This window comes from Cellulomonas wangsupingiae (assembly GCF_024508275.1).
Classification (GTDB): domain Bacteria; phylum Actinomycetota; class Actinomycetes; order Actinomycetales; family Cellulomonadaceae; genus Cellulomonas; species Cellulomonas wangsupingiae.
The window spans coordinates 610,754-623,121 of the sequence record NZ_CP101989.1; the positions used below are offsets into that span (position 1 = coordinate 610,754).

The window sequence follows — 12,368 nt, forward strand, 5'->3', positions numbered from 1 at the left end:
GCCTCGGGGAGCGGGCTTGAGCCCTCGGACGTGTGAGCCGTCCCGCGTCGGGGCCTTCTGCGTACCCCCGCGACGGTCGGGTGGGCCCCGTGGACGGCCCTCGGTTAGCGTGGGCGTCCGCCGTCAGGGGAGTCCGCCATCCGTCGCACCGCCATCGCCGCCGTCACCGTGGTCTCGCTCGCGCTCGGTGCGGGCGGTGGCCTGCACCTGTGGGCGTCGGCGGAGCAGCGCGAGGAGCGCGCGCTGCACGCGGCGGCGCGGGAACGGGTCGACGCGGCGCTGTCGGCCGCGCACGACGAGGCGCGGGCGCGGGCGGCTCTGAGCGCCTCGTCCCACGCCGGGGGGACCGTGCTCGCGGACGCCCGCTCGGCGCTGGAGGGCGCGGTCGCCCAGGGGCGTGCGACGCTCGACGGATCGGCGGGCGACGTCGGCGACGACGCGGTGCGCGTCGAGCTGGCCGCGCGCCTCGACGCGGCCCAGGCCGCCGCGGCGACGGCCTCACCGACCGCCGCCCGGGGCCTCGCGTCCGCCGTCGCCGCGGCGGAGCAGGCGGTGCTGGCGGCCGTCGCGGCGCAGGAGGTGCGGCTGGCCGAGGAGGAGGCGGCTCGTGCGGCGGCGTCGGCAGCCGCGCGCCGCGGGTCGTCGGGCGCGTCGGCGGGCTCGTCGTCGTCCGGGGGCGGCGACCGCTGCGCGACGACGTACGGCGGACCCGCGTTCTACACGTCGACGCCCACCGAGGGCGGCGACGGCTCGAACGGCCGGTTGGCGCCGTCGGCGCTGAGCGCGGTGTCCTGGACCCGCGACTCCCGTGGCACGCCCTTCTACCTGCGGTCCGACGCGGCAGCGGCGCTCGAGCGGCTCAACGCGGCGTTCCGGGCCGCGCTCGGCCACGACCTCGCCCTCGACCTGACCTACCGCGACTACGACACGCAGGTCGCGATGCGCGCTGCGCTGGGGTCGGTCGCGGCCGTCCCCGGCACGTCCTCGCACGGGACGGGCCTGGCGCTCGACGTCCCCGAGCTGCCGTGCGACTACGGCTGGGACTCGGCGGCGCGCGCGTGGCTGGTGGCCAACGGCCCGGCCTACGGCTGGGTGTCGCCGGCGTGGGCGCGCCAGAACGGGTCGAACCCCGAGTACTGGCACTACGAGTACCGCGGCTGAGCACCGCTCGAGGGCCGGCGCGCAGGGTCAGCGTGCCCGGTCGCGGTCCTTGCTCGGCTGCACGCGCTTGGGCTCGCCGGGCATCTTGGGGTACTCGGGCGGGTAGGGCAGGTCACCGTGGCCCTCGTCGCGCTCCTGCCGGTCCGCGAGCTCGAGCAACGAGTCCAGGCGGTACCGCGGGGCGGCGTGCGCGACGAGCGGCGCGAAGAGGTCCCCGACGGCGGCGAACCGCTCGGGCATGGTCAGGACGTCGAAGTCGTCGGGGTGGACCTGGTCGACCTCGTCCCACGTCAGCGGCGCGGAGACCGTGGCACGGGCGTTGGAGCGGATGGAGTACGCGGACGCGATCGTCCGGTCGCGGGCCATCTGGTTGTAGTCGACGAAGATCTTGCGGCCCCGCTCCTCCTTCCACCACTTCATCGTGACCTCGTCGGGCAGGCGCCGCTCCAGCTCGCGGCCGAACGCGATGGTCGCGCGGCGTGCGTCGGTGAACGACCACACGGGCTCGATCGGCACGAAGACGTGCAGACCGCGACCGCCGGACGTCTTGGGGACGCCCTGCAGGCCGTGCTCGGCGAGCAGCTCGCGGACGTGCGGGGCGACGCGGGCCGCGTCGGTGAAGTCGGTGCCGGGCTGCGGGTCGAGGTCGATGCGTACCTGGTCGGGCTTGTCCACGTCGGCCCGGACGACGGGCCACGGGTGGAACGTGAGCGTGCCCAGGTTCGCCGCCCACGCGACCACGGCCAGCTCGCTCGGGGCGACCTCGTCGGCCGTCCGCCCCGACGGGAACGCGATGCGCGACGTCTCGACGTACTCCGGCGCCCCCTGCGGGACGCGCTTCTGGTAGAACGCGTCGCCCGTCGAGTCCTGCCGCGTGGCCATCCGCGCGCCCTCGAAGACGCCCTTCGGCCAGCGCTCCAGCGTCGTCGGACGTTCCAACAGGGCGCCGAGGATGCCGTCACCGACCGTGAGGAAGTACTGCACCACGTCGAGCTTCGTCAGCCCGCGCTCCGGGAAGACGATGCGCTCCGGGCTGCTGACCCGCACCGTGCGGCCGCGCACGTCGAGCTCCACCGCCGAGGTCTGTGCCATGGCTCACACCGTAGGGCCGCGCGCCGACACGCGCCCTTCACCCGGCGGCGTCGGCCGCCTCGTGCCGGCCCAGCAGCCCGCGCTCGTGCGCGATCGTGACCGCCTCGGTGCGGCCCGACGCCCCCAGCTTGGCCAGCAGGTTCGAGACGTGCACCGACACGGTCTTGCCCGAGATGAACAGCCGCTCGCCGACCTGCCGGTTGGACAGCCCTTGCGCGACGAGCGCCAGCACCTCGGCCTCGCGGGAGGTGAGCACGTCCCCGCGCGGCTCCGCCGGGCCCCCGAGCCGCGCGCGACGGAGGAGTCCGGCGACGGCCTCGGCCAACGGGACCGCGCCGATCGCCCGGGCCTCGGCGAGCGCGGTCCCCGCCTCCGCGCCCGCCGCGGCCCGGTCCCCGGTCGCCAGCAACGCCTCCGCGAGCCGCCACCGCGTGCGCGCGGTCTCGTACCGGTGCCCGTACGAGAGCTCGGCCACCGCCGCACGCCACAGCTCCGGATCGGCGTCGCCCGCCGCCCGGGCGTGCTCGGCACGTGCGCGCGCCAGCCACGCGCGCCCCTCCGGCCCGAGCCGCCCGCCGTGCGGCCTGCCGTGCCGCGCGGTGTGCTCGACGCGCGCGAGGCGCGCACCCGCCTCCGTGAGCAGCGCGGTCACGTCGTCGCCGGCGGCGCGCCGCACGGTCGCCTCGTCGGCCACCGCCGCCAGCGCCAGCGCGGTCAGCCAGATCCCGCCCAGGTACTCCGGCGACCACAGGGACCGCATGTGGGCGTCCAGCCGGTCCGCGTACGCCCGGGCCTGCGCGGTGCGGCCCTGCCACGTCAGGGCGTCGACGGCGTTGCCGCCCGCCGTCAGCGCGAGGAGCGCGTCGCGCGGCCACCACGGCTCGAGCGCGGCGGCACGCTCGGGCACGTCGGCGTCCCCGCGGGCCGTCGCGGCGTAGAGGTCGGTGGCCGCGACGACGGCGCGCGCGTAGCCCGGCGCACCGTCGGCGTCCGCCGGCAGGGACGACAGGTCGCCGCGCACGAACCGGATCAGCGTGTCGAGCGTGCGCAGGTCGACACCGTGCGGCGCCCACGTCATCCCGAGGGCCGCGGCCCGCCGCCGCCCGGCCGCGGCGTGCTCGGCCGCGCGCGGCAGGTCGCCCGCGTAGTAGGCGTTCGTCGTCAGGTTGAACCGGATCCGCAGCTCGGTGGCGGGGTCGTCGGTCTGCTCGGCCCGCGCGAGCGCCTCGGTCAGCAGGCGTGTCGAGCGCTCGTGGTCGAGGTGCTCGGCCACCGCGGTCGTCGTGAGCGCGTCGGACTCCGCGGCGGCGTCACCGGCCTCGTGGGCGACCTGGGCGGCGCGCGCCGCGACCTCGGCCGCCTCGTCCTCGCGCCCCACGTTGAGCGCCGCGCGGGCGTACGTCGCGAGGGCCCACGCGCGCTCGGACGACGGGTCGGGGCCCAGCTCGGTGAGCGCGGTGGCTGCCTCCGTCAGTGCGGCGTCGACGTCCTCCATGCCGAGCAGGTGGCGTGCCAGCGTCGTGCGTGCCCGGGCGCGCGCCGCCGGGTCCGCCGCTGCCGAGACCGCCGCCCGGGCCAGCTGCACCGCGCGCTCGGACTCGCCGGCGCGGCTGGCGGCGCCCGCGGCGAGCCGCAGCACCATGGCGCGCGGCTCGGGCAGCGTCGCCGCGACGTCCGGCACCGCGTCCCAGAGCCGCAGGACCGCCTCGAGGTGCCGCAGCTCCTCGGCCGGGGCCAGCACGCGCCGGGCCTGCTCGGCGGCCTGCCACGACGCCGTCAGGGCGACCGGCAGGTCCGGGACGCGCAGCGCGTGCCTCGCGCGCTGCGCCGCCGCGCCGGGCCAGGTCGCCGTGGTGAGGGCGACGAGGAACGCCCGGTGCGCTGCGGACACCTCGCCCGGCAGCAGGTCGCTGTAGACGGCCTCCGCGAGCAGCGCGTGCCGGAACGCGATCCGGCCGTCCTCGACGACCAGCACGTGCTGGGTGACGGCCTCGCGCAGCGCCGCGTCGACGGTGCCGTCCGGGCTGGCGGGGTCGGCGTCGGCCGCGGCACGCAGCAGCGGCTCGGGCACGCGCCGTCCAGCGGCGGACGCGAGCTGCACGAGCCGCACGGTCGTCGCGTCGAGCCGCTCGACGCGGGTGCGCAGCACGTCGGCGAGGGACCAGGGCAGAGCGTCGGTGTCCGCGCCGGCCTCGATGAGCTCCTCGGTGAAGTAGGCGTTGCCCTCGGCGCGCTCACGCAGGCGGTGCACGAGCGCGTCGGGCAGCGGCCGGCCCGCGACGGCGGCCGCGAACTCCCGCAGCTCGTCACCGGCGAACGGCTCGAGCGCCAGGTGCTCGCTGCGCGGGTGCCGCGCGAGCTCGGCGGCCACCGGCCGCCACGGGTGGCGGCGGTGCAGGTCGTCCGTGCGGTACGTCGCGACGACGAGCAGCGGCTGCGCCGCGAGGCGCGACACGACGAACCGCAGCAGGTCACGGCTCGACGCGTCCGCCCAGTGCAGGTCCTCCAGGACCAGCAGCAGCGGCTGCCCGGGCGACGCGCAGGCCGTGAGCACCTCGACGACGCCCTCGAACAGCTCGCGCCGCTCGTCGGCGTCCGACGCCGAGGGCGCCGCGACGTCCGCCGCCGTGCCCACGAGCCGCGCGAGCGCCGGCCGCGCCGCGACGACGTCCGCCACGGCGTCCGGCTCCACGCTCCGCAGCACCCCCAGCGCCTCGGCGAACGGCAGGTAGGGCAGCCCGATCTCCCCGAGGTCCACGCAGTGGCCCGTCACCACGCGCGCGCCGTCGCCGGCCACGACCTGACCGACGTGCCGCAGCAGGCGGGTCTTGCCGACGCCCGCGTCCGCGCCCAGCAGGACGAGCGAGGGCGCGCCGGTGCGCGCGCGGTCGAGCGCCTCGGTCAGCCGGGCGACCTGCGCCGCGCGCGCCACGAACGGTGTGCTCATCGGACCGCGTGCCACGCCCCCGATCCAACCAGCCACCACCGACGCCCGCGGCGGCGGGCCGCACGGGTGCGGTCGGCGTCGCGCGGTGCGGCTGCCCGTACCGCGCTCCCGGCGCGTGCCCGCCGCACCCCGGCCTCGATCGACTCGCGCCGGTAGGCGATCTCGGCGTCCAGCGCCGGTCCCCACAGCTCCGTGCTCATGTCGTCCTCCTGGTCACGTCCGCGGCGGTCCCCCTCGCGCGGGTCGCGGACCTTCCCCGGCACGTCGTCCACGGTCGTCCTGAGGCGTGCCGGGCGGCATCGGGCGACCGCCCAGCACCTGGCGTCGGGGGGCGTCTGAGGTACCTCAGGGCGGCTCGGGGTCGGGTCAGGGGCGGATGGGGGCCCGCCCCGGAGGCGCCGGGCGCGGCGGACGACCAGACTCGTCGTACCGACGAACTTGGAGGACGGATGGACGGCATACGCGCGGCCTTCGCACGTGCAGGGCTCTCACGGCCGCAGACGGGACGATGGCTCGCCGGGGTGTGCACGGGCCTGGCGGCGCGGCTCGGCGTGGAGACCTGGGTGGTGCGGCTGGTGTTCGTGCTGCTGCTCGTCCTGCCCGGGCCGTCGGTGGTCGTCTACGCCGGCCTGTGGTTCTGCATGCCGTCGCAGGGGTGGGTGCCGCCCGCCCGCACCCCCTGACCGCCCCGGTCGACCGTCCAGGTCACGGTCCCGTCACCCGTCCGCGCCGCGGTCCCGGGCGGCGGGACCGGCCCGCGTCAGGCACCCTTGTGCCCGTGGGAGAAGTCCGTGACCTTCGCAGCCGCCGCGGCGTACCCCCGCCCCTGCTCGACGACGAGGTGGTCCTGACCGCCGAGCGCACCACGCCGCGCCAGGCGCGGCACTGGGTGATGCGGGCGGTGGCCGGTGCGGGTGTCGGCGGTGCGTCGAACCAGGTCATCGAGCTACTGACCGGCGAGCTCGTCACCAACGCCGTCATCCACGGGCCGGCCGGGGAGCCGGTGCGCGTGGCCGTCCGGGTCGACGGGTACGTCGTGCGCGTCGCCGTCACCGACCGCGGCGGCGGCGTCCCGCAGGTCCGTCACCCCGAGCCCACGGCGGCCAGCGGGCGCGGGATGGCGCTCGTCGAGGCGCTGTCGACCGTGTGGGGATCGGCGCGGCTGCCGGACGGCGGCACGACCGTGTGGTTCGAGGTCGACACGGAGGAGTGACACCGCCCGTCGGCCGGGCGTCGCGGGTCCGCCCTACGGGACCTCGACCGAGATGTTCGCGCGCTCGGTGCCCGGCGGGGACGCGAGCGTCGCCCAGAAGTCGGTGCTGCGCATCCAGGGCTGCAGGCCCATCGGCAGGTCCCGGCTCGGGATCTCGGGGAGCTCGGCCCGCGTGAAGTCGTCCCCGTAGGGGACCAGCGGCCGCTGCTCGTCGGGGTCGCGGATCTGGGCGTGCAGCCGACCGAGCGCCACGTTCCAGTTGTCCAGGAGGTCCTGGCGCGTGATCGGGCCACCCTCCTTGTCCGCGGTCGGGTGCAGGGCCCGCTGCTGGAACACGTCCACCCCGGCTCCCTCCGGCGACTGCGTGAACGCCTGCCAGGCGTGGAACGCGGGGGTCCCGAAGGTGACGACCGCCTCGATCCTGCCCGGGGCCAGCGCCGCCCGCAGCCAGCGGTCGCGGTACGCCTGGATCCCGGGGTCGTTGAGGTGCGGCAGCGCCATGCCCTGGTGGTAGATCCCGTACAGGAACGCGTTGACCATGAGGTAGCTCTTGGTGAACCCGAGCTTCTCGACGAACCCCTGCACCCGGCGCCCCGCCTGCCCCGACAGGATCCGACGCGTGAACGCCTCGGTCTGGGCGGGGTCCTGACCGATGACGAGGAGGCGCGCGGTGCCGTTGGCGCGCCCGCGGTAGAAGATCGGCCCCCACAGGGACCGGAAGCCGTCGGCGCCGCGGAAGACGGTGTCGTCGGGGTAGATGCGGCACAGCGTCCGGAACACGCCTGTGGGTCCGGTGTCGAACGGGTCGGTGATCATCGGGTCCCCCTGTTCCCGAGCCCTTCCTCCCGAGCGTCCCAGCGGAACGGGTCCGGCGCCACACGCGGCGTCCGCGATTCACCCGTGTCCCCCCGGAGCGCGCCGAGTAGCATCGGCGACACCCGCCCCGGGTGCCTGGGGGAGCCTCGGTGGCGCGGCCGCATCCACCGTGAGCACGACGTGCACGCCCGGACGCCACCCCCGCACGTCGGGCCTGTCGGCGGGGGGCCGGTCATGGCACAGCTGGTGCTGGCGGGACGCGTCCTGCCGATGGCGCAGGGTGCCGACGCGGCGCCGCGCCGCGGGCGCGTGTGGATCGAGGACGACCGCGTCGTCGAGGTCACCCCGGGGCGCAGGCGCCGCGCCGGGTTCAGCGGGGCGACCGAGGTCGACGTCGGCGACGACCTGGTGCTGCCCGGCTTCGTCGACATGCACAACCACCTCGCGTACGACGCGCTGCCGCTGTGGACGGAGCCGGGCCGCACGGAGCCCTGGCGCCACAACAAGCACTGGCCGGACGCGGACACCTACACCGGGTCGGTCACCGAGCCGGCGTGGGTGTACGCCAAGGCGTGCCCGGAGGCGCTGCTCGCGTACGTGCAGGTCCGCGCGATGGCCGGCGGTGCGACGGCGGCACAGGGGTGGCCGACGTCGAACCGGGGCTACCGCACGGTGGTGCGCAACGTCGACAGCGAGGACGCCGGCACGGGCAGGGACGACCTGATCTACACGTCGGTGGTCACCAGGACGGCCGACGCGCTCACCGAGTCGGTGCGCCGGATGAACGCCGGGTCGGGGTTCATCTACCACTGCGCGGAGGGGCGGCGGGGGTCGCGCGTCCTGCAGGACTACACCGACCTGCAGCGCACCGACGGGCTGCTGAGCACGCTCATCGCCGTCCACTGCTGCGCCGTGGACGCCGCCCACTGGGCGGACTGGGACGCGGCGGCCGCGGGCGGTGTCGTCTGGTCGCCGCTGTCCAACCTCGTGCTCTACGGCGAGACCACGCTCGTCGACGACGCCCGCGCCCGCGGCGTCACCGTCTGCCTCGGCAGCGACTGGGGGCCGTCGGGCACGAAGAACCTGCTTGGCGAGATGAAGGTCGCGCGGATCGCCGCGGACCACCTCGGGTACGACCTCACCGACGCGCAGATCGTCGAGATGGTCACGAGCAACCCCGGCACGCTCCTGGAGCGGTGCTGGCACCGCCCCGTCGGACGTCTGGTGCCCGGGGCGTTCGCCGACGTCGTCGTCATCCGTGCGCACGGCCGCGACCCGTGGGCGGGCGTCGTCGCCGCGCGCGAGCAGGACGTCGCCCTCGTCGTCGTCGGCGGCGTGCCGCGGTACGGCGACGCCGACCTCATGGAGGCGGCCGGCGCCCCGCCCAGCTTCACCGCGACCGTCGGTGGCCGCCCGCGACGCGTCGCGCTGCCCGACCCGCAGGACCCCGCGGCGGCCTGGTCGTGGGAGGAGGTCACCGGCACGCTCGACGCCGTCCAGCGGGACCCGCAGCAGGCCGTCGTCGCGGCGCAGGCACGCGCCGCCGCCGGCCCCCGGTTCGCCCCCGACGCCGAGCTCGAGCTCTTCCTCGACATGCCCGACACGCGGCGCACCGGCCGCGCCGGCCCGCCCAAGGACCCCGCCGCGGTGCGGATCCCGCCGGTGCCCGCCGTCGAGCACGACGCGGCGTTCTTCGACGCCCTCGACGCGTCCCCCATCCAGGGCGGCGTGCTCGCACCCCTGCGCGCGACGTTCCTGCCGTGACCGCCGACGGGGACACGGCGCGGAAGGCCCGCACGGGCGCCCCGCTCGACGACGTCGTCCCGCGCGCCGACGCGTCGTCCCCGGTCGTCCTGACGGCCACGCAGCGGCAGGACCTCGTCGACCTGTGGACCACGCTGCTCACCGACGTCTACGTGCACTACGGCCAGAAGCGCGCGCTGTACGGCTTCGATGCCGTCGCCGCCCTGGCGGCGCTGCGGCGCGACATCCCGTTCCTCGACTCGGCGGGGTTCCTGCGTGCGCTGACGCGGCTGATCAACCGGCTGCGGGACCAGCACACCCAGCTGTTCGTCGGGTCGGCCGACGAGGCGACGAGCACGTACGTCGCGGCCATGCCGTTCCTCGTCGAGTCCTTCGGGCCCTACACGTCGCCGACGTTCGCCGTCACGAAGGTCACCGACGACGTCCCCGACCCGGCGTTCGCGCCGGGCGTGCACGTCACCACGTGGAACGGCGTGCCCTTCGCGCGGGCCGTCGACCTGTACGCCGACACCCTCACCGGCGGCCGTCCCGACGCCCGCCGCGCCCGTGCGCTGCAGACGCTCACGCAGCGCCCGCTCGCCTACCTGCCGCCGCCGGACGAGCTGTGGGTCGACGTCGGCTACCGACAGGCCGACGACCCGGCGGCCGGCGCCGACCGCACCGTCCGCTTCGAGTGGCGGGCGATCCGGCCCCGGTCGGCCGCGACGGCGGACACGCTGCTCGGGACGCGCACGCGCCGCGCGATCGACGCCATCGGCGAGAGCACGCGCCGGGCCCGCAAGCTGCTGTTCGCCACGGACCTGTGGGAGGCGGAGCGTCGGGACGCCGTCGCGCGCGCGGGCGACGCCGGGTGGCTGCCGACGGACTTCTCCGACGCCGTCGCGGCCCGGCCCGTCACCACGTCGCGCGGCGACTTCGGGTACCTGCGCCTGTGGACGTTCGACGTCCAGCACACCGGGCGCTTCGTCGACGAGGTCGCCCGCCTCCTGCGCGCGCTGCCGCCGTCGGGCCTGGTCGTCGACCTGCGGGCCAACCCCGGCGGCGTCATCGAGACCGCCGAGCGCGTGCTCGGGCTGTTCACCGACGCCCCCGTGGAGCCGGCCCGGTTCGCCTGCCGGGCGACCCGGGCGATGGTGGCGATCACCGAGGCCGACGGCAACGGCGCCGACCTCGCCGACTGGGCGGGCTCGACACGCGCGGCGCTCGAGCTGGGGGAGGAGTTCTCGCAGCACCTGCCGATCACCGACCCCGACGCGTTCGACCGCGTCGAGCGCGCCTACCACGGGCCGGTCGTCGCGGTCGTGGACGCGAACACCTACTCGTGCGGCGACCTGTTCGCCGCGGGCGTCGTCGACCACGGCATCGGGCGGGTCGTCTCGGTGGGGGCCGCGTCGGGGGCCGGCGGTGCCAACGTCTGGATGGCGGACGACGTGCAGTACGCCTACCACGCGGCCCGCCGCGAGCTGCCGCCGCTGCCGCCGGGCATCGGCTTCGCGGTGTCGGTGCGGCGCATGGTCCGGTCCGGGCGCGGGGCGGGGCTCGTCGTCGAGGACGTCGGCGTCGTCGGGGACGAGCACCACGAGATGACCGAGCGCGACCTCGTCGACGGCAACCACGACCTGCTCGAGTTCTGCACCGGGCTGCTCGCGGGCGGGTGACCCGCGGCGGCCACCGTGCCCGGAGCGGACCGGGCGACCGGGCGGACCCGGACGCGGGCCGCCGCGGCCCCTGTGTGCCGAGCGCCACGTGCCGCCCGTTGTGCGGCCACGCAGGTCTGACGATACGTTCGTCCAGGATGTGGCGTGCTCGCGCCTGCGGGGGCCGGTCGACGGACGTTCGCGTGCCGGGCGGGACGTAGGGAGCTGACATGACGCGCAAGGGCGGCAACGTGGCCACGGAGCCGAGCACCACGACGGGTGCGGTGCAGGCCACGACGGGTGCGGTCGCGGCCGTGGCGGAGGGCGTCGACGCGCCCCGCCTGCCCCAGATCACGGCCGAGGTCCGCGAGGACGGCACGGGTGAGATCTCCGTCGACGGCGTGCGCGAGCGCGTCGCGATGGCCGACCTCGCGGAGGCCGGTGCCGCCGTCACGGCGCGCATCGCCGCCATCGCCGCGGAGGCCGGGCGGGCGCTGCCCGTCGAGGTGCGCGACCCGGACGGGCTGTGGGCGCTGCTCATCCACCCCGACGGCCGGGTCGACGAGGCCGAGGAGACGGACGTCGCACCCGTGCCCGTGGTGGACACCTGGTCCGAGCCGGAGGCCCTGTCCACGCCGACGCCCGCCGTGCCGACCGGTGCGACGCCGGTCGTCGCGCAGCCGGCGTCCGGTGCGGTGCCGGTGGCCGGCGAGGCCGCCCGCGGCGGGACGCGCTCGGAGCGGCGCTCGGCCGACAGCACCACGCTGCCGACGCTCGACGACCTGCTCGCCGCCCGCCACCCGGGCCACGAGGGACCGGCGGAGCAGGGGTGGCAGCGCACGGTGCGGCGCCTGACGTTCGGTGCGGTCAAGCCGCGCCCCGGTGCGCAGGAGCGGGCCCGGCGCACGCAGGTCGACGCGATCCGCCGCACGTTCGACGGCCCGCGCACGGTCGTCGTCGTCAACCCCAAGGGCGGCGCGCACAAGACGACCGCGACCATGCTGCTGGCCTCGACGTTCGGCCTGGCCCGCGGCGGCTACACCCTCGCGTGGGACAACAACGAGACCCGCGGCACGCTGGGCTGGCGCTCGTCGCACGGGGACCACACGCGCACCGCGGTCGACCTGCTGCACGCCCTGCCGGACCTCACGCAGCGCGGCACGCTGCGCATCGGCGACCTGGACCAGTTCGTCCGTACGCAGCAGGACGAGCAGTTCGACGTGCTCGCGTCGGACGAGAACGCGGCGTCCATCGAGAGCGTCGACGCGGCGTCGTACCGGTCGCTGCACGACGTGCTCACGCAGTTCTACCGCGTGCTCGTCGTCGACACGGGCAACAACATGCGGGCCTCCAACTGGCAGGCCGCGGTGCAGTCGGCCGACCAGCTGGTCGTCGTCTCGACGCTGCGCGAGGACACCGCGCAGTCGGCCGCGTGGGCGCTCGACGCGCTGCGGGCGACGGGGCAGGAGGAGCTCGTCCGGCAGGCCGTGACGATCCTGTCCTACCCCGAGCCGAAGGTCGACAAGGACCTGCGCCAGCGGCTGCGCTCGCACTTCGGTGCGCTGACGCGCGGCGTCGTGGAGGTGCCGCACGACAAGGCGCTCGTCACGGGCGGCCCGATCGACCACGCCTCCCTGCGTCCGGCGACGCGTGACGCGTGGCTCCGGGCGACCGCCGTGGTGGCCGACGGCCTCTGACGCGCGCCCGCGACGGGTGGGCGGCGACGGGTGCACCGTGA

9 protein-coding genes are annotated in these 12,368 nt (G+C 76.4%); 6 read left to right on the forward strand and 3 right to left on the reverse strand.

What is annotated here, in order from left to right; translation table 11 throughout:
* Positions 1–168: 168 nt before the first annotated feature.
* A complete protein-coding gene (locus tag NP075_RS03000) occupies positions 169–1,161 on the forward strand; it encodes a M15 family metallopeptidase (RefSeq protein WP_227566250.1) in 993 nt (330 codons plus the stop codon).
* Between the two features lie 27 nt (positions 1,162–1,188).
* Here NP075_RS03000 and ligD read toward each other — a convergent pair whose 3' ends face one another.
* Both ligD and NP075_RS03010 read right to left on the reverse strand, forming a co-directional pair.
* The gene (ligD, locus tag NP075_RS03005; protein ID WP_227566249.1) at positions 1,189–2,253 is read right to left on the reverse strand and encodes a non-homologous end-joining DNA ligase; all 1,065 of its coding nucleotides are present in this window, start codon (positions 2,251–2,253) and stop codon (positions 1,189–1,191) included.
* Positions 2,254–2,290: 37 nt separating this feature from the next.
* The gene (locus tag NP075_RS03010) at positions 2,291–5,200 is read right to left on the reverse strand and encodes a helix-turn-helix transcriptional regulator (protein WP_227566248.1); all 2,910 of its coding nucleotides are present in this window, start codon (positions 5,198–5,200) and stop codon (positions 2,291–2,293) included.
* 449 nt (positions 5,201–5,649) lie between these two features.
* Between NP075_RS03010 and NP075_RS03015 the strand changes: the two genes are divergently transcribed.
* A complete protein-coding gene (locus tag NP075_RS03015) occupies positions 5,650–5,883 on the forward strand; it encodes a PspC domain-containing protein (RefSeq protein WP_227566246.1) in 234 nt (77 codons plus the stop codon).
* Positions 5,884–5,978: 95 nt separating this feature from the next.
* The gene (locus tag NP075_RS03020) at positions 5,979–6,413 is read left to right on the forward strand and encodes an ATP-binding protein (RefSeq protein WP_227566245.1); all 435 of its coding nucleotides are present in this window, start codon (positions 5,979–5,981) and stop codon (positions 6,411–6,413) included.
* Between the two features lie 33 nt (positions 6,414–6,446).
* On the opposite strand, the gene NP075_RS03025 is transcribed toward NP075_RS03020, so the two are convergent.
* Complete coding sequence (locus NP075_RS03025; RefSeq protein WP_227566244.1) at positions 6,447–7,229, reverse strand: uracil-DNA glycosylase family protein; 783 nt, start codon at positions 7,227–7,229, stop codon at positions 6,447–6,449.
* A gap of 234 nt (positions 7,230–7,463) precedes the next feature.
* Here NP075_RS03025 and NP075_RS03030 point away from each other — a divergent pair, with 234 nt between their 5' ends.
* From NP075_RS03030 to NP075_RS03040, 3 genes are all read left to right on the forward strand, one after another.
* The gene (locus NP075_RS03030; RefSeq protein ID WP_227566243.1) at positions 7,464–8,993 is read left to right on the forward strand and encodes an amidohydrolase family protein; all 1,530 of its coding nucleotides are present in this window, start codon (positions 7,464–7,466) and stop codon (positions 8,991–8,993) included.
* Complete coding sequence (locus tag NP075_RS03035; RefSeq protein ID WP_227566242.1) at positions 8,990–10,651, forward strand: S41 family peptidase; 1,662 nt, start codon at positions 8,990–8,992, stop codon at positions 10,649–10,651. The genes NP075_RS03030 and NP075_RS03035 overlap by 4 nt, the downstream gene beginning before the upstream one ends.
* A 209-nt stretch (positions 10,652–10,860) precedes the next feature.
* A complete protein-coding gene (locus tag NP075_RS03040) occupies positions 10,861–12,327 on the forward strand; it encodes a MinD/ParA family ATP-binding protein (RefSeq protein WP_227566241.1) in 1,467 nt (488 codons plus the stop codon).
* The last annotated feature ends 41 nt before the right edge of the window (positions 12,328–12,368 follow it).

What these genes read in the sequence shown, in the direction of transcription:
- NP075_RS03030 (WP_227566243.1), top strand. Translation starts at nt 7,464, where the DNA reads ATGGCACAGCTGGTGCTGGCGGGACGCGTCCTGCCGATGGCGCAGGGT.
- NP075_RS03010 (WP_227566248.1), bottom strand. Translation starts at nt 5,200, where the DNA reads ATGAGCACACCGTTCGTGGCGCGCGCGGCGCAGGTCGCCCGGCTGACC.
- NP075_RS03040 (WP_227566241.1), top strand. Translation starts at nt 10,861, where the DNA reads ATGACGCGCAAGGGCGGCAACGTGGCCACGGAGCCGAGCACCACGACG.
- NP075_RS03025 (WP_227566244.1), bottom strand. Translation starts at nt 7,229, where the DNA reads ATGATCACCGACCCGTTCGACACCGGACCCACAGGCGTGTTCCGGACG.
- NP075_RS03015 (WP_227566246.1), top strand. Translation starts at nt 5,650, where the DNA reads ATGGACGGCATACGCGCGGCCTTCGCACGTGCAGGGCTCTCACGGCCG.
- ligD (WP_227566249.1), bottom strand. Translation starts at nt 2,253, where the DNA reads ATGGCACAGACCTCGGCGGTGGAGCTCGACGTGCGCGGCCGCACGGTG.